This is a genomic window from Agromyces sp. P2_B3 (assembly GCF_056404815.1).
Genome location: NZ_JBFUDH010000022.1, coordinates 14,150 through 36,404, shown reverse-complemented (window position 1 = coordinate 36,404; position 22,255 = coordinate 14,150). Strand labels below are relative to the sequence as shown.

Below are 22,255 nucleotides of genomic sequence, written 5' to 3'. Positions count from 1 at the left end.
GCCCCGCGCACCACCGGCCGGGTCGCATCGCGCCACGCGCGGCCCGCGGCGAGCAGCAGCGCACCGACGAGCGCGACGGATGCCACGAGCACCGCCAGCTGCCAGCTGCGCGCCTCGCCGGGGCGCGCCACCGCGAGCAGCGCTTCGCCCACCGCCGCGCCGAGCGCCGCCGCGGGGACGCCGACCACGAGCACCTCCACCGCGGTGTCGCGAGCCAGTCGCGACGCGGACGCGCCCCGCGCCCGGAGCAGCACGGTCTCGCCGCGCCGGGCGGCGCCGAGGAGCGCGGCCAGTCGGTCGAGCGCGGCGAACCCGGCGAACGCGAGCAGCAGGATCGGCAGGGGAGCGATGGCGCGCACGGCGCCGAGACCGGCGAGCAGTCGGTCGAGCGTCGCGTCGAGCCCGCCCGACGTGCTGAGGCCGTCGGCGCCGATCGCGTCCTCCGCGCGGAGCGCCGGCTCGACGTCGGGCAGCACCGCCAGCAGGGCCGCCGCCTGGTCGGGCGTCGCGCCCGCGGCATCCGGCAGCGCGGTCCACCGCACGATCGTGGCCGCCGGGAGGTCGACGAGCGCGTCGTCGCCGACCACGAACGGCCCGACACCGCCCGTCACCGTGCCGGTCGCGATCACGGGCTCGCCGAACCACGCCGGTTCGTTCGGATCGAGCGGTCGCCAGGTGCCGACGACGAGCAGGCGCTGGGGCCCGTCGCCGTCCTGCAGTTCGACGAGGTCGCCCGGCTCCAGTCCGAGGGCGGACGCCGCGTCGGCGTGCAGTGTCGCGGGCAGCGCGTCCGCCTCGGCGGCGGCGGCGTCGGCCTGCGCGTCGCCCGGCCACGCGCCGGTGAGGAGCTCCGCCCGTTCGGGCACGTCCGCGTCGGCGAGGAGCACGGCGCCGAACGCCTGCCCGTCGGCGATGGCGTCCACCGGCGCGGTCTCCACCGAGCGGCTCCAGGTCGCGCCGTGCTGGGTGACCATGCGGTCGAGCACGGATGCCGCGGCCTCCGCCTGCGCGTCGGGGTCCGCCGCGACGCGGATCTGCCAGCGTGCCGCGCCGTCGGCTCCGGATGCCGCGGCGAGGCCTTCGCGCAGGCCCGTCGTCGCGGCGCCCGAGACGGAGTCGACCACCGCCGTGCCGAGGCCGGCGAGCAGGAAGACGACGGCCGCGATGGAACCGAGCACGCCGGCACGCGCCGCAGCGCGCGCGAACGCGATCCGCATCGCTCCCACGCGATCTCCTCGTGTCGTCGGTCCAGGTGCGCGCGAACGGGAATGCTGCAGGGCTCCACCCCGCGCGGTGACGAATCCGCACAGCCTAGCGCTCGAATTCGGTCTTGCGGCCCGCCGTCGGGACCCCCTAGTCTGAAGGGCTGGTCTTCGCGCGACATCCGATGGCCACGAGGGTTCGAAGACGACGACGCAGGAGGACACCATGCAGACAGACAGCTACGCCCGCCAGGTCGCGGTCGACGGCGCTGCCCGCCCGGTCCTCCTCATCGAGGCGTTCTCCGGGTAGCTTCCGCCCCAGCCCCGCAGGCGCAGCCTGCCCATTCCGCGGTATCCCCGCATCCGACGTCGCCGCCGTGCGCGTCCGCTCGATCCGACACGTCGTCGGCGTCCCACGAGAACGCCCTGACGCCTCCTCCGGAAGGAACCGGCTTGTCCGCCACCCCGCTTCACCAGGACCCCTCACCCGCGCGCCCCGGCACCGTGCGCGCGCTGCTCCGGCTGCGCGAGTACGCGGGCCCCGCCATCCCGTTCATCATCGCGGGCATGGCCGCCTCGCTGAGCGCGCAGCTCATCGCCCTGTCGATCCCGCAGGTGCTCCAGTCGATCGTCGACGGCCCGCTCGCCGACGGCGATGCGAGCGCGATCCTCCCGCTCGCCGCGCTCGTGCTGGGCCTCGGCGTGCTCGAGGCCGTCATGATCGCGCTCCGCCGCTGGTTCGTGCTCAAGCCCGGCACCCACGTCGAGGCGCGCATGCGCAACGCGCTCTACGCCAAGCTGCAGGACCTGCCCGTCAGCTTCCACGACCGCTGGCCGAGCGGCCAGCTGCTCTCGCGTGCGGTCAGCGACCTCAACATCATCCGGCGGTGGCTGTCGTTCGGGCTCGTGCTGCTCGTCGTCAACCTCGTCGTCATCGTGGTGGGCCTCGCGATCCTCGTGTCGATGAACTGGATCCTCGGTGCGGTGTTCCTCGTGTGCTCGATCCCGCTGTGGATCGTCGGCTACCGCTTCGAGGGCCGCTACTCCGAGGTGTCGCGCCGCAGCCAGGACCAGGCGGGCGACCTCGCCACCGCGGTCGAGGAGTCGGTGCACGGCATCCGCGTGCTCAAGGCGTTCGGGCGCGGCAAGCACGCGCTCACGACCTTCCGCGCGCAGGCGGAGTCGCTGCGCAGCACCGAGATCGAGAAGGCGCGGCTCGACGCCGGCATCTGGGCGTGGATCCTCGTCGTGCCCACCGTCGCCCTCGCCGTGTGCCTCGTGCTCGGCGTGTGGCTGGCGTCGCAGGGCGTGCTCTCGGTCGGCGAGCTCGTGGCGTTCTTCGCCACCGCGACCGTGCTGGCGTGGCCGATCGAGTCGATCGGCTTCCTGCTCGCGTTCTCGGTCGACGCGCGCACCGCGACCGACCGCTTCTTCGACATCCTCGACAGCGAGAACCAGATCACCGACCCCGAGGCGCCGGTCACGATCGAGCGTCCCCGCGGCGAGCTCGCGTTCAACGACGTGCGGTTCCGCTACCAGGACTCGCCCGACCGCTTCGGCGACCTGCTCGACGGCGTCGACCTCGTGCTCGAGCCGGGCGAGACCATGGCGCTCGTCGGCCTCACGGGCAGCGGCAAGACGACCATGACCGCGCTCACCACGCGGCTCTACGACGTGACGGGCGGCTCCATCACGCTCGACGGCGTCGACATCCGGGCGCTCTCCCGCGAGGAGCTGCGCACCCATATCGCGATGGCCTTCGAGGACGCCACGCTGTTCAGCGCCTCCGTGCGCGACAACGTGCTGCTCGGCCGCCCTGAGCTGGCCGGCGACGACCCCGAGGTGCGAGCCGAGGCCGACCGGGTGCTCGAGGAGGCGCTGCGCATCGCGCAGGCCGGCTTCGTGCACGACCTGCCCGACGGCCTCGACACGAAGGTCGGCGAGGAGGGCATGAGCCTCTCGGGCGGGCAGCGCCAGCGGCTCGCGCTCGCACGCGCCGTCGCGGCATCCCCCGCCGTGCTCGTGCTCGACGACCCGCTCTCGGCACTCGACGTGGCCACCGAGGCGCGCGTCGAGGCGGAGCTGCGCGAGGTGCTCGCGTCGACGACCGCGCTCATCGTGGCGCACCGCCCGTCGACGGTCATGCTCGCCGACCGGGTGGCGCTCCTCGAGGACGGGCGGGTCACCGCCGTCGGTACGCACTCCGAGCTGCTGCGCGAGAACGGCCACTACGCCTTCGTCATCTCCAGCCTGGAGGACGAGGAGAAGCGGGAGGCCGCACAGGCCTCCGGCATGGAACCCATCGCACGAGAGATCGAACCCATCGCACGAGAGGAGGCGACCCGATGAGCACCGTCACGGGCGTCGAGGGCGAGGAACGCCACGACTTCACGAAGGCCGAATCCACCCAGATCCGCCAGCGGTCGCTGCGGCTGCTCGGCTCGCTGCTGCACCCGGTCCGGGCGCGGCTGTGGATCACCATGGCGATCGTCGTCATCTCGACGGGCGCGCAGGTCGCGGGTCCGGCGCTCATCGCGTACGGCATCGACCAAGGCCTGCCCGCGCTCATAGCGGGCGACTGGATGCCGGTCGGCTTCGCCGGCGTGGCGTACCTCCTCACCGGCGCGGCCGGCGCGTTCCTCATCGCGTGGTACATCCGGCTGTCGGCGAGGATCAGCCAGGCGGTGCTGCTCGACCTGCGCACCCGGGTGTTCCTGCACACGCAGAAGCTCTCGCTCGAGTTCCACGAGTCCTACACGTCGGGCCGCATCATCTCCCGGCAGACGAGCGACCTCGACGCCATCCGGGAGCTCCTCGACGAGGGCATCAACCAGCTCGTGCGCGGGGCGCTCTACATGTCGTTCACGGCGGTGGCGCTCGCGCTCCTCGACTGGACGTCGGCGCTCGTGCTGCTCGCCGCGCTCGTGCCGCTCGCCGTGCTCACGCGGTGGTTCCAGGTGCGGTCGCAGCGGCTCTTCCGGCGCTCGCGCGTCGCCAGCGCGAGCCTCATCGTGCACTTCGTCGAGTCGATGACGGGGATCCGCGCCGTGCAGGCGTTCCGCAAGGAGCAGCGCAACGAGAAGGAGTTCGGCGACCTCGTCGAGGACTACCGCGGCGTGAACGCGAAGGTCATCCAGCTGTTCGGCATCTACGACCCGGGCCTGCTGCTGATCGGCAACGTCTGCGTCGCGGCCGTGCTCGTCGTCGGCGGATTCCGCGTGGTCGACGGCGGCATGGAGGTGGGCGTGCTGCTCGCGGCCCTGCTCTACACCAAGCGCTTCTTCGACCCGATGGAGGAGATGGCGATGTTCTACAACGGATACCAGTCCGCGGCATCCGCGCTCGAGAAGATCTCGGGCGTGCTCGAGGAGGAGCCGAGCGTGCCCGACCCCGAACGTCCGGTCGACCTCTGGAACGCCGACGGCCACGTGCGGTTCGAGCGCGTCGAGTTCGCGTACACGCGCGACCGCGTCATCCTGCCGCGGTTCGACCTCGACATCCCGGCGGGCCAGACGATCGCGCTCGTCGGGTCGACCGGCGCGGGCAAGTCGACGCTCGCGAAGCTCATCGCCCGGTTCTACGACCCGAGCGACGGCGCGGTGGAGCTCGACGGGATCGACCTGCGGCAGTTGCACCCGAAGGACCTCCGCCGCGCGATCGTCATGGTCACGCAGGAGGCGTACCTGTTCTCGGGGTCGGTTGCCGACAACATCGCGCTCGGCAAGCCCGATGCGACCTTCGACGAGATCGTGGCGGCCGCTCGCGCGGTCGGCGCCCACGAGTTCATCGAGGGCCTGCCGAACGGCTACGACACCGACGTGAACAAGCGCGGCGGGCGCGTCTCGGCCGGGCAGCGGCAGCTCATCTCGTTCGCTCGGGCGTTCCTCGCGAACCCCGCGGTGCTGATCCTCGACGAGGCGACATCGTCGCTCGACATCCCGAGCGAGCGCGCGGTGCAGGAGGGCCTGCAGTCCCTCCTCGCCGACCGCACGGCCGTGATCATCGCGCACCGCCTGTCGACCGTGGCGATCGCCGACCGGGTGCTCGTCATGGAGCACGGGCGCATCATCGAGGACGGCGCGCCCGCCGACCTCATCGGCGGGTCGGGGCGGTTCGCGGCGCTGCATGCGGCCTGGCGCGACTCGCTCGTGTAGCGGGGCGGGCGGCGCCGGGCGACGCGAGCAGGGCGGCGCGAGCGGAGGCGGTTCGCAGCGGGGGAGGGCGATTCCACGGGATCGCACCTCCGTCGGCGCGGATCGCCTCCCGCCGCGGCGGCGGCCCGAGGGGGAGGGATCAGGCCGGGACGACCACCACGGGCGTCGGCGCGATGCCGTTGAACGAGGTGGCCGTCGCGGCCGTGTAGGCGCCCATCATGGGGCTCACGAGCAGGTCGCCCTCGGCGAGGGGCGGCAGCGGCAGGCGGCGGGCGATCACGTCCACGCTGTCGCACGTCGGCCCCGCGAGGGTGACGGGAACGCGCGCGCGATCGTCCGCGCGGCTCGTGCCGGCCTCCGCGCCGGCCTCGCCGCCCATCGCGCCGCCGAGCTCCGAGGCCGCGAAGACGAGCGCGTGCACGTCCTCGGCGGGAATGTTCGAGTAGGCGCCGTACACGCCCTCGTCGAGGTAGGCCCAGCGGCCGTCGGCGCGCTCGGCCACGCCGACCACCCGCGTGACGAGGGTCATCGCGGGCGCCGACACGAAACGTCCGGGCTCGATGAGGATGCGGTACCTGCCGGGCACGCCATCGAGGGCCGAGCGGATGCCGCGGGCGAGCTCGGCGAGCGGCGGCACCGGCTCGTCGTACGCCACGGGGAACCCACCGCCGAGGTCGAGCGTGTCGAACCGCACGTCGAACGCGGCCTCGAGCCGCCGCATCAGGGCGAGCGTCTGGCGGATGGCGTGCGCCCACGGCGCGGCCGACGCGGTCTGGCTCCCGACGTGGAACGTGAATCCCGCGACGCGCAGTCCCTCGCGCAGGCACTGGGCGACGAGCGGTGCGGCGTGGTCGGGCCGCACGCCGAACTTCGACGACAGGTCGGACTTCGCCCCGGGGTTCGGGAACGACAGGCGCACCAGCACCGCGACATCCGGCGGCAGCCCCCGGAACTTCGCGATCTCAGCGGGGTTGTCGACGACGAACGTGCGGATGCCGCGGAGGTACGCGCCGGTCAGGTCGGCGACCGTCTTGACGGGGTGCGTGTGCAGGCAGTGCGCCGTCGCGATGCCCGCGCGCTCGAGCAGGTCGATCTCGCCGCGGGACGCCACCTCGAAGCCGGCGCCGAACGCGTCGACCGCGCGGATCACCGCCGGATGCGGCAACGACTTCGTCGCGAAGTGCACTCCCGCCATGGGCAGCTCGCGTCGCAGTGCGAGGAGCTGCGTCGTCACCCGGTCGGGGTCCAGCACGAAGAGCGGGCTGCCGTGCTCGCGCACGAGCCCGGCGAGGTCGATGCGGTCGGCGTAGGCGGCGAGCTCGCGCCGCACGAGCTCGCGGTGGGCGACGGGTCGGCCCGTCGCGTCGCGGGTCCCGGTCGCGGTCGCGCGTCCGATGCGCGTCGCGAGGCGACGCGACCGGTCCGCCATGGTGGTGCTCATCTCAGCGCCCCTTCCGGCTGTGATTCGGAGCCGACGGCCGTGCCGGATGCCACGTGCCCGGACCCCGCGCGCCCGGATGCCACGTGCCCGGATGCCGCGTCTCCGGCTGCCGTGGCGACGCGGCCGCCGTCGGGCAGGATCACGCGGCGCCCCGTCTCGAACGACACGATCGCGATGGCGTAGAAGACCGCGTCGGCGGCGAGCTTGCCGGCGAACCAGGCCGCCGGATGCGCGCCCCACGTCGCGGCGGCCGCCCAGAGCAGCACCGGGCGCACGAGCAGCGAGTCGACGAGCTCGGCCGGCCCGAACTCGGCCGCCACCGAGCGCGCCGCCAGCCAGGCGGTCGCCCAGGCGCGGCGTCCTCGGCCCGGGAGGCGCTGCACGCGCCGTGAGCCCGCGTGGCCCCGCACCGCCCGCACCACGACGAGCGCGTAGTAGCCCACGTTCTCGCCGAGCGTCCCCGCGATGGCGGCGACCACGAGCGATCCGCTGACCCGGTAGGCGACGGATGCCGCGACGAGCGCCGTGATCGTGCCGAGCACCTCGAGCGGCAGGTACCGCCCGACCCAGCTCCACGCACGCGCGCGTCCCATCGACATGCCCGCATCCTCCGCCGACGTCGAGGTGGCGGGATCCGGGCGACCACCCCCACGCGATGGGTGCTGCCACTGAACGCGACGTCGGGGCATCCGGCACCGCGGATCGGCGGCGATTGCCCCCACAACTGGGACCAACCGGGGGCCGTTCCCAGGCGGTACGCTCGGCACAGACGGGTGGCGACCCCCGGACGGTGGACGCTGCCCGCGAAACGGAGGCCCCCGATGAACGACGCCCGCCCCCTGCGCGTCGCGATCGCCGATGACGCGCTGCTGTTGCGCGAGGGCATCGCCAAAGTCCTCGAAGGCGGTGGGATCGAGGTCGTCGCCTCGGTCGGCACCGGCGACGAGCTGCTCGAGGTCGTCCGCGGCGGAGGCATCGATGCCGCCGTGCTCGACATCCGCATGCCGCCGAGCTATCGCGACGAGGGCATCGCCGCCCTCGAGACGATGCGCGCCGAGGGCTCGACGATCGGCGTGCTGCTGCTGTCGATGTACGCCACGCCCGAGTACGCGCTCCGCGTGATGGGCGCCGGCAGCGGCACCGGCTACCTGCTGAAGGAACGGGTGTCCGAGCCGCAGACGCTCGTGCGCGCGGTCGAGACCGTGGCCTCGGGCGGCTCGGTCGTCGACCCCGAGGTCGTCGAGCAGCTCGTGAAGCGCACCCGCGCCGACGATCCGCTGTCACGGCTCACCGAGCGGGAGCGCTCGGTGCTCGAGCTCATGGCGCAGGGCTATTCGAACGGCGGCATCGCGCAGACGCTGTTCCTCGGCCTGAAGACGGTCGAGACCCACGTGCGCAGCATCCTGCAGAAGCTCGACCTCGAGGAGTCGCCCGAGCACCACCGGCGCGTGCTCGCCGTGCTCACGCTCCTCGGCGAACGGTGATGGCCCCCGGCCGCAAGGGCCGGATCGCCAGGCGCACCGTCGCCATCGTCATCGCCGTCGCGCTGAGCCTCTGGATGGAGGTCGCCGGCTACTTCGCCACGCCCGCCGCAGAGCGGCCGGAGGTCTCGTACACGACGCTCCACGCGATCGTGCCGCTCGTGTTCGCGGCGTGCGCCGGCGTGGCATGGCGGATCGGCCCCACGCGCGCCCCGGCGCGGCTCATGATCGCGTTCGTCGTGCTGTGGATCCCGCAGTCGATCTACTTCGTCATCGGCGGCATCGACTGGCTGTGGCCGATCGTCCGCGGCGTCGACCTGTGGTGGGCGGTCATCGCGGGCGTCATCGTGCTCGTCTACCCGAAGGGGTTCCTCGCCGACCGCGTCGACCGGTGGATCGCGGGCATCGCGATCGTGGCCTCCGCCGTGAACCTGCTCGGCGTCGTGCTGCTCGCGACGCCCGACGCGGTGGCCTGCGGCTGCGTCGCCCCGAACCCGTACCAGGTCGTCGACGCGCCCGCCCTGTTCACCGCGATCGACGTGGGGTACCGCATCGTCGGGGTCGGGCTCGCCCTGGTCATCGCCGGACGCCTGCTCGTGCGCTGGGTGCGCGCGAGCGTGCCGGCGCGCACGGTCGCGTTCCTCATGCCCCTCGCGCTGTTCGCCTGGGCCAGCACGCTCGCGGCGCAGGCGGTGACGTACGCGACGGCCACCACCACCGACACGGTGCTCGCCACCGTCTCGCTCATCGCGATCGCGTCCATCCCCGTGAGCTTCGACGCGGGAGTCGCGCACGCGCGCAACATGCGCTCGCGCGTCGCCGACCTCATGCGCATCACCCGCGAAGGCGCCGACCGCGGCCTCTGGGCCGAGTCGCTCGCGCGCACCCTCCGCGATGCGTCGGTGCGGGTCTACTGGTGGGACGAGGAGCGCGGTCGGTATGCGGATGCCGCGGGCACGCCGATCGAGCCCGACGCCGCCGATCCGCGAGGCAGCCACAGCATCCTCCCGGTCGCGTCGCCGCTCGGGGCGCCGATCGCGCTCATCCGGCACGACCGGGTGCTGACCGACAACATGCGACTGCTCGACGGGGTGTCGAGCGCACTGCGCCTCTCGGTCGACAACGGCCGGCTCCGCTCCGAGATCGAGCGCACCCTCGAACAGGTGCGGCAGTCGCGCCAGCGCATCGTGGAGGCGGGCGTCGAGGCGCGGCGCCGCATCGAGCGCGACCTGCACGACGGCGCGCAGCAGCACCTGGTGTCGCTCGGCATGCGGCTGCGGCTGGCCGCCAATGCCGCCCGCGACGCCGACGAGGTGGAGCTCGCCACCGAGCTCGAGAGCACGATCTCGATGCTGAACCTGGCGCTGCGGGAACTGCGAGAACTGGCGCACGGCATCCACCCGAGCCTGCTCTCGTCGGGCGGACTGGCGCTCGCCGTGCCCGAGCTCGCGGGCCGGTGCCCGGTTCCCGTCGTGGTCGACGTGCAGGCCGAGGGGCGGCTGCCCGAGCTCATCGAGTCGACGGCCTACTTCGTCCTGGCCGAGGCGCTCGCGAACGTGGCGAAGCACTCGCGGGCGACCCGGGCATGGGTGCGCGCGCATGTGGTCGGCGACGAGCTCGAGCTGGTGGTCCGCGACAACGGCGCCGGGGGAGCGTCGCTCGACGCCGGCACGGGCATGCTCGGCATCGCCGACCGGGTCGACGCGGTGGGCGGCACGCTCGAGCTCGAGAGCCCGCCCGGGGCGGGCACGACGCTGTCGGTCCGGATGCCGCTCGGGGGCGGCCTCAGCGATTGACCGCCGTCAGGGCCGCCAGCGGCACGCCGCGATGACGATGCGGTAGCCGTCCTCGTCGTCCGCCGGGCGGAGTGGCGTGCCCTCCCGCTCGTAGTGCGCGCGAGCGCGGTCGGCGTGGCCCGCGGGCGGCCTGCCGCCGGCGCGCACGACGCGCCACCAGGCGACGTCCGACCCGTAGCGCGCCATCACCTGGCCGACGGCCCGCGCTCCGCGCGAGCCGAGGATGGCGGCGACGTCGCCGTAGGTGGCCACGCAGCCCGGCGGGATGTCGTCGACCACGGCGAGCACGGCCTCGACGAAGCCGGCCGGCGGCTGCGGCATCCGATCGCCCCGTGCCGAGGTGCTCAGAGCTCGAGCGCGCCGATCACGTCGCCGTAGGCGGTCTCGCCGACGTCGACGAAGCCGATGCGGTGGAAGAAGGCCTCAGGGCCCTCTTCGCCTGGCTCCCAGAGCACGGTGATGCGGTCGAATCCGCGACGCTTGGCCTCTTCGGCGAGGGCGTGCGCGAGGAACCGGCCGACGCCCTTGCCCTGCGCCTCGGCGTCGACGTTGATGCGCCAGATGCAGGCTCGGAACTCCTCGTGCTCGTTCTCGGGGTCGAAGTTGCCGTGGATGAAGCCGACGACGCGCTCCTCGGAACGGGCGACGCGCTGCCACGCGGTGGCGGGGTTCACGACCGAGGCCTCGGCGGCGTACGTGACGGGAGCGATGAACTGCTCCTGCCCGGGCTTCAGCGACAGGGTGTTCGCGGCCACGATGTTCGTCGCGTTCAGTTCTTCGAGTCGCAGTTCAGCCATGGAGCCAAGGCTAACGTGTGGCGGCCCGGGGCAGGTAGCCGCGAGGCGAACGCTCAGGGCGAACGCGAGCACGGGCCGCCGCGTGGCGGCATCACGGGGCAGGACGCCCGTCATTTGTCTCGATGTCGAGATATTCGCGTGACGCGGTAAGCTGGCAGGCGGCGTGTCCGCCCCGCGAGACTTCCTCAATTCCCCGAGAGATCCAAGGAGAGATCCACGTTGTCCAAGATCAAGGTTGAAGGCACGGTCGTCGAGCTCGACGGCGACGAGATGACCCGCATCATCTGGCAGGCCATCAAGGACCAGCTCATCCACCCGTACCTCGACATCGACCTCGAGTACTACGACCTCTCGATCCAGAAGCGCGACGAGACCGACGACCAGATCACGGTCGACGCCGCCCACGCCATCCAGAAGCACGGCGTCGGCGTGAAGTGCGCCACGATCACCCCCGACGAGGCCCGCGTCGAGGAGTTCGGCCTGAAGAAGATGTGGCGCTCGCCCAACGGCACCATCCGCAACATCCTCGGCGGTGTCATCTTCCGCGAGCCGATCATCATCTCGAACATCCCGCGCCTGGTGCCCGGCTGGAACAAGCCGATCATCGTCGGCCGCCACGCGTTCGGCGACCAGTACCGCGCCACCGACTTCCGGTTCGAGGGCGAGGGCACCCTCACCATGACGTTCACCCCGAAGGACGGCTCCGAGCCGCAGCAGTTCGAGGTGTTCCAGTCGCCCGGCTCGGGCGTCGCCATGGGCATGTACAACCTCGACGAGTCCATCCGCGACTTCGCCCGCGCCTCGCTGAACTACGGCCTCTCGCGCAACTACCCCGTCTACCTCTCGACGAAGAACACGATCCTGAAGGCCTACGACGGCCGCTTCAAGGACCTCTTCCAGGAGGTCTTCGACGCGGAGTTCAAGGAGCAGTTCGACGCGGCCGGCCTCACCTACGAGCACCGCCTCATCGACGACATGGTCGCCGCCTCGCTCAAGTGGGAGGGCGGCTACGTCTGGGCCTGCAAGAACTACGACGGCGACGTGCAGTCCGACACCGTCGCGCAGGGCTTCGGCTCGCTCGGGCTCATGACGAGCGTGCTCGCCACGCCCGACGGCAAGGTCGTCGAGGCCGAGGCGGCGCACGGCACGGTCACGCGTCACTACCGCCAGCACCAGCAGGGCAAGCCCACCTCGACGAACCCGATCGCCTCGATCTACGCCTGGACGCGCGGCCTCGCGCACCGCGGCAAGCTCGACGGCAACCAGGAGCTCATCGACTTCTCGCTGACCCTCGAGGACGTCGTCATCAAGACCGTCGAGTCGGGCGCCATGACGAAGGACCTCGCGGCCCTCGTCGGTCCCGAGCAGGCGTACCAGACGACCGAGGAGTTCCTGCAGACCCTGTCGGACAACCTCAAGGCGCGCCTGGCGTAGTCACGCACGGTTCGCGAAGGGGTCGGATGCCGCGGCATCCGACCCCTTCGTCGTGCGTGCGGCCTCCGCCGACGTGGTACCTGCGTGACGACCCGGGGCAGGTCACAACTCGGTAACGCGGGCGGCCAAGGGGCCGTCGATGCTTGCGTCGGAGTTTGTTCGTAAGCTTTACTAACAAACGTGACGACGGATGTGCAGCGAGGCCAGGTCAGTGAGACCGGCGCCCCCACCGCGGGTGGCGACGTGCTCACCGTGCCGTTCGCCGACGCCCCGATCTTCACCCGAGCCCGCGCCCTCCGGCCCACCGGCAAGGTCCTTCCCGAGCACGCGCGCAGCCACAACCGGTCGCTCGTGCTGCAGACCCTCTACACGGCGGGGGCGCAGAGCCGGGCGGATGTCTCGCGCGGCACCGGGCTCACCCGCGTGACGGTGTCCGACCTCGTCGCCGACCTCATCGCCGAGGGACTCGTCGTCGAGCTCGGGCAGCGCGAAGACGCCCGTCCCGGCAAGCCGGCCACCCTCATCGACGTCGACCGCGGCGCGTTCCAGATCATCGGCATCGACCTCTCCGAGCACCAGCGCTTCCTCGGCGCCGTCGTCGACCTCGACGGCGGCATCGTCGCCCGCGCCGAGGTCGCCTGCGCCGGCGCGAGCGGCGAGCACGCCGTGGCCCTCGTCGTCGAGCTCGTGCGCACGCTCCTCGCGAGCACCGCGACCCCCGTGCTCGGCATCGGCGTCGGCTCGCCGGGCGTCGTCGACACGCTCGGCGTGGTGCGCTCCGCTCCGAACCTCGGCTGGCGCGACGTCGAGCTCCAAGCCCGCCTCCAGGCCGAGTTCGCCCTGCCCGTGCACGTCGCCAACGACGCCAACGTCGCCGTGCTCGCCGAGCACGGCGCATCCCAGCAGGACGACCTGCTCCTCGTCAAGGTCGGCCACGGCGTCGGCGCCGGCCTCATCATCGGCGGCCGCCCCGTCATCGGCGGCGGCTTCGCGGCCGGCGAGATCGGCCACGTCGTCGTCGGCACCGACGGCGGTCCCCGCTGCGCGTGCGGCAAGCACGGATGCCTCGAGGCCTGGCTCGCCGTGCCGCGCCTCACCGCCCAGCTCGCCGAGCTCGACGGCGACGCCCCCGACGCGGCATCCGCTCGCGATCGGATCCTCGCCGAGGCCGGACGCCGGCTCGGCATCATCCTCGCGCCAGTGGTCGGGGCGCTCAACCTGTCGGAGGTCGTGCTCAGCGGCCCCGCCGAACTGCTTGACGGCGCGCTCCACGACGCGACCGTCGACACGCTCCGGATGCGGACGATGGCGGAACACAACCGTGATCTGAGGCTCCGGATGACCGAGCAGGCGGAGGACATCGTCCTCCGCGGCGCGGCCGTCATGGTCCTCTCCGGACAACTCGGAGTCTCGTGAGGGACTCCACGCACCAAGGGTGCAGCGAACCCCCGCTGTTTCCCTCACCCCATGAAAGGAAACGACAATGAGGAAACTCGGCATCGTGGCGCTCGGCGCCGCTGCTGCGCTCACCCTCGCCGGTTGTGCCACCTCCGGAGGCACCGGTGCCTCTGAGGACGGCGCCGAGATCCGCGTGTGGCTCGTCGGCACCGACACGCCCGACGAAGCGCGCGAGTACCTGGTGGACACCTTCGAGAAGGAGAACCCCGGTTCGACCCTCGTCATCGAGGAGCAGGCCTGGGACGGCCTCGTCGACCGCCTGACCACGAGCCTCTCCGGCTCGGACAGCCCCGACGTCGTCGAGGTCGGCAACACGCAGGCCGCGGCGTTCACCTCGGCGGGTGCGTTCCTCGACCTGACCGACGACTACGAGACGCTCGGCGGCGACGACCTGCTTCCCGGCTTCGTCGAGGCGGGCACGTACGACGGCAAGTTCTACGCCGCCCCGCTCTACTCGGGCTCGCGCCTCGTCTACTACAAGAAGGACGCCCTCGCGGCGGCCGGACTGACGGTGCCGACGACGCTCGACGAGTACATCTCGAACGCGCAGGCGCTCGCCGCCGCCAACCCCGGCAAGTCGGGCATCTGGTGGCCCGGCCAGGACTGGTACAACGCGCTGCCCTACATCTGGGAGAACGGCGGCGAGATCGCCGTTCCCGACGGTGAGGAGTGGGACGCGCAGCTGTCCAGCCCCGAGTCCATCGCCGGCCTCGAGCAGGTGCAGGAGGTCATGACGACCGCCTCGCTGGCGCCCAAGGACGGCAACGAGACCAGCCCCGAGGTCGGCTTCTGCGACGGCACGTCGCTGCAGCTCTCGGCCCCGAGCTGGGTCAAGTGGTCGATCCTCGCCCCGGCCGACGCCGAGGCGCCCGGCTGCCCCGACCAGGAGGCCAACCTCGGCGTCTACGCCCTCCCGGGCATGGACGGCGGCGCGGCGCAGGTCTTCGCCGGCGGATCGAACATCGGCATCTCGGCGAAGTCGGCTCACCCCGAGCTCGCGCTGAGCGCGCTGGAGATCATCCTCTCCGACGAGTTCCAGACGATCTACGGCGAGAACGGCCTCGTTCCGGCCAAGCTCTCCCTCGCCGACACCCTCGGCACCGACGAGGTCGCGAAGGCGATCACGGCGGCCGCGGGCAATGCGAAGCTCACCCCGGCGTCGCCGAACTGGGCCGACGTCGAGGCATCCGGCATCCTGACCGACCTGTTCGTCAACATCGCGCAGGGCGGCGACGTCAAGGCGCTCGCCGAGGCCGCCGACGAGGAGATCGAGGCGATCCTCAACAGCTAGTCGGATCCGTCCGACTGCGCGGTGCGGCGGCATACCCCCCTGTCCGCCGCCGCACCGCACCCCAAGGCCCGGGCGGGCGACGACCACACACGTCGCCCGTCCGGATCGGGGAGCGGCACCGCCGCCAGCCCCCGAACACCTCGACTTCCCAGGAGCACCACCATGACCACGGTCGACAACGGCCTCGACCCGGCGCCGAGCGCGTTCGAGGGCGAACGCATGACGGCCCCGCAGCCGAAGCCGGCCGCACGCCGCGCCCGGCGCATCCGGGGCGGCTTCACCCCCTACTCGCTGCTCACCCCGGCGATCATCGTGCTGGCCCTCATCACGGGCTGGCCGCTCATCCAGCTCATCGTCACGTCGTTCCAGGAGTTCGGCCGCGCGCAGGTCTTCGGCGCCCCGCCCGAGTGGGTCTGGCTCGAGAACTACGCGAACGTGCTCACCGACCCGGTGTTCTACGCCGTGCTCGTGCGCACCATCCTCTTCTCGGCCGGCTGCGTGATCTTCACCATGGTCCTCGGCACGCTCATCGCGCTCATGATGATGCGCCTGCCCAAGGGCTTCCGGCTCCTCCTCTCGGTCGGCATGCTGCTCGCGTGGGCGATGCCCGCCCTCACCGCGACCGTCGTCTGGGGCTGGATGTTCGACACCGCCTACGGCGTCGTGAACTACATCCTCGTCAACTGGTTCGGCATGGAGGAGTACTTCCAGCACTCCTGGCTCATCGACCCGCTCAGCTTCTTCCTCGTCGCGGGCATCATCATCGTCTGGGGCGCGATCCCGTTCGTCGCCTTCACGCTCTACGCGGGCCTCACGCAGGTGCCCGACGAGGTGCTCGAGGCCGCGCAGCTCGACGGCGCCGGCGGGTTCAAGCGGTTCCGGCTGATCATCTTCCCCTACCTGAAGCCGATCTTCCTCATCGTCACGATCCTCCAGATCATCTGGGACCTCCGCGTCTTCACGCAGATCTTCGCGCTGCAGGACATCGGCGGCATCCGCGCCCTCACCAACACCCTGGGCGTGTACATCTACCAGACCTCGATCGCGGGCGGCGACTTCGGCCAGGGCGGCGCGATCGCCGTCATCACGGCGATCCTGCTCATGTCCATCTCGATCTACTACGTCCGCCAGGTCACCAAGGAGGAGGAGCTGTGAGCGCCACCGTCGCCCCCCAGCAGGTCGGCCGGCCGGCCGCCACGCCGGCGAGCAGCCGTGACGTGCGCCGCACCGGCGGCGGTCGCCGCCGCGTCACCACGTGGGTGCTGAGCGCGGTCTCGGTGCTGCTCTTCCTGTTCTTCGTCTTCCCCGTCTACTGGATGGTGAACACGTCGTTCCAGCCGAACAACGAGATCCGCGGCGCCGACGTCAACTTCTGGCCCGAGGAGTTCACCCTCCGCAACTATGCGACGGTGCTCTTCGATCCGGGCCGCACGCCGTTCCTCCCGGCCGCGGGCAACTCGATCGTGATCACGATCCTCACGGTGATCATCTCGCTCGTGTTCGCGTTCCTCGCCGCGATCGCCGTGACGCGGTTCCGGTTCAAGAGCCGCCGCACGTTCATCATCGCGATCCTCGTCATCCAGATGATCCCGGGCGAGGCGATGATCGTCTCGGTCTTCCGCGTGATCGACGGCTGGCACCTGCTGAACACGATCATCGGCCTGACCGTCGTCTACATCGCCACGGTGCTTCCGTTCACGATCTGGACCCTCCGCGGCTTCGTCAACGGCGTGCCCGCCGAGCTCGAGGAGGCCGCGATGATCGACGGATGCTCCAGGGCCGGTGCCTTCTGGCGGGTGACCTTCCCGCTGCTCGCCCCCGGCCTCATCGCGACGGGCGTGTTCGGGTTCATCCAGGCGTGGAACGAGTTCATCATGGCGCTCGTGCTGAACGCCCGGCCCGAGATGATGACGCTGCCCGTGTGGCTGCGCACCTACCTCGTGGCGAACGGCACGACGAACTGGGCGGCCATCATGGCCGGCTCCACCCTCATGGCCATCCCCGTCATCGTCTTCTTCCTGCTGGTGCAGGGCCGGATGACGAGCGGACTCGTGAGCGGGGCCGTCAAGGGATGACCGCGCAGCACCTCACCGGCGCGGGAACCGACCTGCGCCGGGACATCCTCACGACCCTGCTCCCGGGGTTCGATGGCACGGAGGCGCCCGCCTGGGTCATCCGCCGGCTCGAGGACGGACTCGGCGGCGTCTGCCTCTTCGGCCAGAACATCGCCTCGGCCGAGCAGCTCCTGGCGCTGAACACGGAACTGCGCGCGGCGAACCCGCTCGCCGTCATCGCGATCGACGAGGAGGGCGGCGACGTCACGCGGCTGTTCTACGACCGCGGCGCACCGTACCCCGGCAATGCCCTGCTCGGCCGGATCGACGACCCGGCGCTGACCGAACGCGTCGCCCGTGCGGTCGGCGAGGCGCTCGCCGCGACCGGGTGCACCGTCACCTTCGCGCCCGACGTCGACGTGAACTCGAACGCCGACAACCCGGTGATCGGCGTCCGGAGCTTCGGCACCGACGCGTCCCTCGCGGCACGGCACGCGGCGGCCTGGGTGCGCGGCGTCCAGTCGACGGGCGTGGCCGCGAGCGCGAAGCACTTCCCGGGCCACGGCGACACCGACGGCGACTCGCACCTGGTGCTCCCGGTCGTCGACGTCCCGCTCGAGGTGCTCCGCGAGCGCGAGCTCGTGCCGTTCGCCGCGGCCATCGCGGCCGGGACCCGCACCATCATGACCTCCCACCTGCTCCTGCCCCGCCTCGACGCGGAGCAGCCCGCCACCCTCTCCTCGCGCATCGTGCACGGCCTGCTCCGCGGGGAGCTGGGGTTCGAGGGCGTCATCGTCACCGACGCCCTCGACATGCAGGGGGCGAGCGGCGTGCACGGTATCCCAGAGGCGGCCGTGCGCGCCCTCGTCGCCGGCTGCGACCTGCTGTGCATCGGCAGCGACAACACCGACGACCAGCTCGACGAGATCGTCGCGGCGATCGAGGTCGCCGTCGACTCGGGCCGACTTCCGGTCGATCGGGTCCGCGAGGCGGCCGCCCGGGTGCGCGAGCTGGCCTCGACGGCTCCCGCGCTGCCCGCCGCAGTCGACGCGATCGCGCTCGAACCCGTGCACTCGGGCGACGAACTCGCCCGCATCGCCGGCGCGTTCGAGGTGTCGGATGCCGCGTCCGGGCGCCTGGCCGCCGCCGACCGGATGGGCACCGTCGTGCGTGTCGACACCGTGGCGAACATCGCCGTCGGGGTGGCGCCGTGGGGGCCCTTCGCGGTCGAACTCGTGCCCGGGAAGCCCACGTGGCTCGACGCGACGCACGTCGTCGCTGTCACTGCCGGAACGTCGCTCAGCGATCCCCGGTCCCTGCCGGGGCCCGTGCTCGTGCTGGGCAAGGACCTGCACCGGCATCCGTTCGCCGTGGACGCCATCACCGCCCTGCGCGCCGTGCGCGACGACGTGGTGACCGTCGACCTGGGCTGGCCGTCGGACGACCGTGCGGTGGCCGACATCGCCACGTTCGGCGCGTCGCGGCTCGTGGGGGAGGCCCTCGTCGCGTTCGTGGCCGAGCGCCTCGCCGCCGAGCCCGTCGACGCCGTCCCGGCGGAGGCGACATGAGGCTCGGCATCGACATCGGCGGCACCAAGACGGCCGCCGTCGCGATCGGCGCCGACGGCGAGCTGAGCGACCAGTTCCGCATGCCCACCGGGTTCGGCGCCGAGGCGGTCGTCGCCACGGCGCTGCGCACCGTCGAGCGCATGACCGAGCTCGCCGGCGTCGAGGCGGCGTCGTTCGCCTCGATCGGCATCGGGATCCCCGGCGCCGTCGACAGCGCGACCGGACGCGTCGCCCACGCCGTCAACCTCGGCCTCGAGGGGCTCGACCTCGGCCCGCGCCTGTCCGACCGGCTCGGCGTGGAGGTGCGCGTCGAGAACGACGTGAAGGCCGCCGCCGTCGGCGCCCATCACCTCCTCGGCGTGGCCGACGGCATCCGCGCGCACTCGATGGCCTACCTGAACCTCGGCACCGGCCTGGCGGCTGGCGTCGTGCTCGATGGCCGCCTGCTGCGCGGCGGGCACGGCGTGGCCGGTGAGATCGGGCACATCCCCGTGGACCCTGCGGGCGTGGTGTGCAGCTGCGGCCAGCGCGGCTGCCTCGAGACGCTCGCGTCGGGTTCGGCGATCGCACGCATGTGGCCCACCGGCGGGCCGCTGCCGGCGCGCGACCTCTTCGACGCGGCCGAGGCCGGCGACGACCGCGCGATCGACGTGATGGAGCGGTTCCTCACCGGCGTCGCGTCGGCGGTGCGCCTGCTCGTGCTGACGACCGACGTGGACGACGTGGTCATCGGGGGAGGGCTCGCCGCGCTCGGCGACCCGCTCCTCGCCGGAACGCGCCGTATCCTGAGCGGGTGGGCCGCGGACTCCGCGTTCCTCGCATCCCTCGACCTCCCGTCGCGCGTGCAGGTCATCCCGCTCGGATTCCCGGCGGCCGCGGTCGGCGCCGCCCTCGTAGGAGAACATCAATGGCTGAAGTCGTGATCGTCCGCGACGAGGACGCCGCGGGCGACCTCGTCGCCGGCGCCATCGTCGACCTGATCCGCTCGAAGCCCGACGCCGTGCTGGGCCTGGCGACGGGGTCCACCCCGCTCGCGAGCTATCGTGCGCTGGCGCGGCGGATCGCCGAGGAGTCGATCGACGTGCGCGGTGTGCGCGGGTTCGCGCTCGACGAGTACGTCGGGCTGCCCCCGGGGCATCCCGAGAGCTACCGCGCCGTGATCACCCGCGAGGTCGTGGAGCCGTTGGGGCTGACGCCCGAGCTGGTGCGGGTGCCCAACGGCGACCCGGCGACGATCGAGCACGCCGGCGCCGACTACGAGGCGGCGATCACCGCGTCGGGCGGGGTGGACCTGCAGATCCTCGGGATCGGCCGCACCGGGCACATCGGGTTCAACGAGCCGGGGTCCTCGCTCGCGTCGCTGACCCGGGTGAAGACCCTCACCGAGCCGACCCGTGCCGACAACGCGCGGTTCTTCGACTCGCCCGATGACGTGCCGATGCACTGCATCACGCAGGGCATCGGCACGATCCTGCGTGCCCGGCACCTGGTGCTCCTCGCGTTCGGCGAGGCCAAGGCGCACGCGGTCGCGGCCGCGGTCGAGGGCCCGGTGTCGGCGAGCCAGCCGGGCTCGGCGATCCAGCTGCACCCGCACGCGACGGTCATCGTCGACGAGGCGGCCGCGTCCGAGCTGCAGAACCTCGACTACTACCGGCACGCCTGGGCGCACAAGCCCGGCTGGCAGGGCATCTGATCCACGCCGACTGACACGGCGAGCGGATGCCGCGAGCCCGCGTCGTGCCTCGGATGCCGCCGCCCCGCGGCATCCGTCGGTCTGCGGCCGTCAGTGGGGGAGCACCTCGGGCAGGGCCGCGAGGAACGCCTCCTCGTCGAAGCCCGGCACGATCGCCCGCTGGATCATGAACCCGGGTGCGATCCCGACCATGACCGGGGTGACTCGCGTCGCCCATTCACCGGGGTCGCCGTCGACGCGGCCCGGCTCGGCCGACGCCCACTCGACGAGCCGCTGTCGCACCGTCTCGCGCACCCGCTGCAGCACGGACTGCACGAGCTCGCCGATCTCGGGATCGATCGCGGCCTCGGCCCACAGCTGCACGATCACGTGGCCGAACGGCTCGCGTCGCATCCCGTCGATGAGCGTGGCCATGACCTGGCCGGGCGCGAGCGGCTCGCCGAGCGCGCGCTGCTGCTCGAGCTCCCCCTGGCGGGCCTCGAGGATGCGCCCGGCGACCGCGGCGAAGAGCTCCTGCTTGCCCGTGAAGTACCCGTAGATCGCCCCGGCCGAGAGCCCCGACTCCTCGATCACGTCGGCCATCGAGGTGCGCTGGTACCCCTTCGCGGCGAAGCACCGCAGCGCGGCCGCGACGATCTCGTCGCGGCGGGCGGCGCGGTGCGCCTCGGTGACCTTGGGCATCGGACCTCCAGAAAAACGAACGATCGTTCCTTGACAAGGCTAGACGACGCGCGCACACTAATAAAGAACGAACATTCGCTTTCTTGGAGGACACCATGGCCACCCATCCGGACGCCACCACGGCACGCACTCCGATCGGCAGGGTCGTGGGCTTGGCCCTCGCCCTCGTCGGCGTCGTCGCCGTCATCGTGCTCGCCTTCTCGTGGCCGTCGGTCACGGCCGAGCCCAAGCACCTGCCGGTCGCCATCGCCGGGCCCGCCGAGGCCGTGGCGGCAGCCGAGGCGGCTGTCGACCAGCGGGCGCCCGGAGCGATCGACTTCCTCGAGGTCGACGACCGGGCGGCCGCCGTCGACGCGATCGAGACGCGCGACGCGTACGGCGCGATCGTGCTCGGCCAGGAGCCCGAGGTGCTCACCTCCTCGGCATCGAGCCTCGCCGTCGCGCAGATGCTCGGGGGCGTCGCCACCTCGCTCGAGGAGGGCGTCAACGCACAGGCCGCCGCCGCTGCGCAGGCGGCGGGCGCGCCGAGCGCTCCGCCGCACCTCGACGTGCCCGTCACCGACGTCGTGCCCCTCGCCGAGAGCGACCCGCGCGGCACGGGACTCACCGCCGCGATGTTCCCGCTACTGCTCGGCGGCATGATCGGCGGCATCGCCATCTCGCTCGCCATCATCGGCGCGCTGCGCCGCGTGCTCGCCGTGTCGGTGTACTCCGTCGTCGGCGGGCTGCTCCTCACGGCCATCCTGCAGGGCTGGTTCGGCTCGCTGCAGGGCGACTACTGGCTGAACGCCGCCGCAATCGCCCTGTCGCTCGCCGCGATCGCCGCACCCATCACGGGCTTCGTCGCACTCCTCGGCCGCGCCGGCATCGCGGTCGGCCCGGTCGTCATGCTGCTGTTCGCCAACCCGATCTCGGGCGCGGCCATCCCCAAGGAGTTCTTCCCGGCGCCGTGGGGCGACGTCGGCCAGTGGTTCCCGCCGGGCGCCGCCGCGACGCTGCTGCGCGACCTGTCGTACTTCCCGGCGGCCGACACCACGTTCCCCTGGCTCGTGCTCCTGGCCTGGACGGCCGGCGGCATCCTGCTCTCGATCGTCGGGCACTTCCGCACGGCCGGCGGGGCCGAGCCCGACGCCGAGGCGGCGCACGCCGACGACCCGATCGAGGCGCCGGTCGCGGCCTGACGACCGACCGAAGCGGTCAGCGGC

At 72.2% G+C, this 22,255-nt stretch carries 18 protein-coding genes and 1 pseudogene; 13 read left to right on the top strand and 6 right to left on the bottom strand.

Features of this window, described 5'->3' with window-relative positions; genetic code table 11:
- Positions 1–1,226, bottom strand: a pseudogene (locus tag AC1DZA_RS18785) (hypothetical protein); the annotation flags it as partial.
- Positions 1,227–1,655: 429 nt separating this feature from the next.
- Between AC1DZA_RS18785 and AC1DZA_RS18780 the strand changes: the two are divergent.
- Entirely contained in the window at positions 1,656–3,551 is a 1,896-nt protein-coding gene (locus AC1DZA_RS18780; protein ID WP_476773883.1) for an ABC transporter ATP-binding protein, read from the top strand.
- Entirely contained in the window at positions 3,548–5,356 is a 1,809-nt protein-coding gene (locus AC1DZA_RS18775; protein ID WP_476773882.1) for an ABC transporter ATP-binding protein, read from the top strand. Before AC1DZA_RS18780 ends, AC1DZA_RS18775 begins: the two co-directional genes overlap by 4 nt.
- 139 nt (positions 5,357–5,495) lie before the next feature.
- Here AC1DZA_RS18775 and AC1DZA_RS18770 read toward each other — a convergent pair whose 3' ends face one another.
- Both AC1DZA_RS18770 and AC1DZA_RS18765 read right to left on the bottom strand, forming a co-directional pair.
- A complete protein-coding gene (locus AC1DZA_RS18770) occupies positions 5,496–6,797 on the bottom strand; it encodes a type III PLP-dependent enzyme (protein ID WP_476773881.1) in 1,302 nt (433 codons plus the stop codon).
- Positions 6,794–7,396: a hypothetical protein gene (locus AC1DZA_RS18765; protein WP_476762271.1), complete on the bottom strand. Its 603-nt coding sequence runs from the start codon at positions 7,394–7,396 to the stop codon at positions 6,794–6,796. The genes AC1DZA_RS18770 and AC1DZA_RS18765 overlap by 4 nt, the downstream gene beginning before the upstream one ends.
- Positions 7,397–7,618: 222 nt before the next feature.
- On the opposite strand from AC1DZA_RS18765, the gene AC1DZA_RS18760 reads away from it, so the two are divergent.
- Both AC1DZA_RS18760 and AC1DZA_RS18755 read left to right on the top strand, forming a co-directional pair.
- Positions 7,619–8,281, top strand: coding sequence for a response regulator (locus AC1DZA_RS18760; RefSeq protein ID WP_476773880.1), 663 nt, complete (start codon positions 7,619–7,621; stop codon positions 8,279–8,281).
- Complete coding sequence (locus tag AC1DZA_RS18755) at positions 8,281–10,074, top strand: sensor histidine kinase (RefSeq protein WP_476773879.1); 1,794 nt, start codon at positions 8,281–8,283, stop codon at positions 10,072–10,074. Before AC1DZA_RS18760 ends, AC1DZA_RS18755 begins: the two co-directional genes overlap by 1 nt.
- Before the next feature lie 6 nt (positions 10,075–10,080).
- On the opposite strand, the gene AC1DZA_RS18750 is transcribed toward AC1DZA_RS18755, so the two are convergent.
- Positions 10,081–10,395, bottom strand: a complete 315-nt coding sequence (locus AC1DZA_RS18750; protein ID WP_476773878.1) for an MGMT family protein — start codon at positions 10,393–10,395, stop codon at positions 10,081–10,083.
- Positions 10,396–10,418: 23 nt separating this feature from the next.
- Positions 10,419–10,871, bottom strand: a complete 453-nt coding sequence (locus AC1DZA_RS18745; RefSeq protein WP_476762275.1) for a GNAT family N-acetyltransferase — start codon at positions 10,869–10,871, stop codon at positions 10,419–10,421.
- Positions 10,872–11,090: 219 nt separating this feature from the next.
- On the opposite strand from AC1DZA_RS18745, the gene AC1DZA_RS18740 reads away from it, so the two are divergent.
- The 8 genes from AC1DZA_RS18740 to nagB all read left to right on the top strand — a co-directional run bounded on the left by AC1DZA_RS18740 (position 11,091) and on the right by nagB (position 20,369).
- The gene (locus AC1DZA_RS18740; protein WP_309977483.1) at positions 11,091–12,305 is read left to right on the top strand and encodes an NADP-dependent isocitrate dehydrogenase; all 1,215 of its coding nucleotides are present in this window, start codon (positions 11,091–11,093) and stop codon (positions 12,303–12,305) included.
- Positions 12,306–12,548: 243 nt separating this feature from the next.
- Positions 12,549–13,721 carry an ROK family transcriptional regulator gene (locus tag AC1DZA_RS18735; RefSeq protein ID WP_476773884.1) on the top strand — a complete coding sequence of 391 codons (1,173 nt, stop codon included), beginning with the start codon at positions 12,549–12,551 and terminating at the stop codon, positions 13,719–13,721.
- Positions 13,722–13,788: 67 nt separating this feature from the next.
- A complete protein-coding gene (locus tag AC1DZA_RS18730; protein ID WP_309977485.1) occupies positions 13,789–15,054 on the top strand; it encodes an extracellular solute-binding protein in 1,266 nt (421 codons plus the stop codon).
- 162 nt (positions 15,055–15,216) lie between these two features.
- Complete coding sequence (locus tag AC1DZA_RS18725) at positions 15,217–16,209, top strand: carbohydrate ABC transporter permease (protein ID WP_476773877.1); 993 nt, start codon at positions 15,217–15,219, stop codon at positions 16,207–16,209.
- Entirely contained in the window at positions 16,206–17,129 is a 924-nt protein-coding gene (locus AC1DZA_RS18720) for a carbohydrate ABC transporter permease (protein WP_476763739.1), read from the top strand. The genes AC1DZA_RS18725 and AC1DZA_RS18720 overlap by 4 nt, the downstream gene beginning before the upstream one ends.
- Positions 17,126–18,676 carry a glycoside hydrolase family 3 protein gene (locus AC1DZA_RS18715; protein ID WP_476773876.1) on the top strand — a complete coding sequence of 517 codons (1,551 nt, stop codon included), beginning with the start codon at positions 17,126–17,128 and terminating at the stop codon, positions 18,674–18,676. The genes AC1DZA_RS18720 and AC1DZA_RS18715 overlap by 4 nt, the downstream gene beginning before the upstream one ends.
- Positions 18,673–19,599, top strand: a complete 927-nt coding sequence (locus AC1DZA_RS18710) for an ROK family protein (protein ID WP_476773875.1) — start codon at positions 18,673–18,675, stop codon at positions 19,597–19,599. Before AC1DZA_RS18715 ends, AC1DZA_RS18710 begins: the two co-directional genes overlap by 4 nt.
- Positions 19,584–20,369, top strand: a complete 786-nt coding sequence (gene nagB / locus AC1DZA_RS18705) for a glucosamine-6-phosphate deaminase (RefSeq protein ID WP_476773874.1) — start codon at positions 19,584–19,586, stop codon at positions 20,367–20,369. The genes AC1DZA_RS18710 and nagB overlap by 16 nt, the downstream gene beginning before the upstream one ends.
- A gap of 90 nt (positions 20,370–20,459) precedes the next feature.
- On the opposite strand, the gene AC1DZA_RS18700 is transcribed toward nagB, so the two are convergent.
- Positions 20,460–21,050, bottom strand: a complete 591-nt coding sequence (locus AC1DZA_RS18700) for a TetR/AcrR family transcriptional regulator (RefSeq protein ID WP_476773873.1) — start codon at positions 21,048–21,050, stop codon at positions 20,460–20,462.
- A gap of 95 nt (positions 21,051–21,145) precedes the next feature.
- Between AC1DZA_RS18700 and AC1DZA_RS18695 the strand changes: the two genes are divergently transcribed.
- Positions 21,146–22,231, top strand: coding sequence for a hypothetical protein (locus AC1DZA_RS18695; protein WP_476773872.1), 1,086 nt, complete (start codon positions 21,146–21,148; stop codon positions 22,229–22,231).
- Positions 22,232–22,255 lie beyond the last annotated feature (24 nt).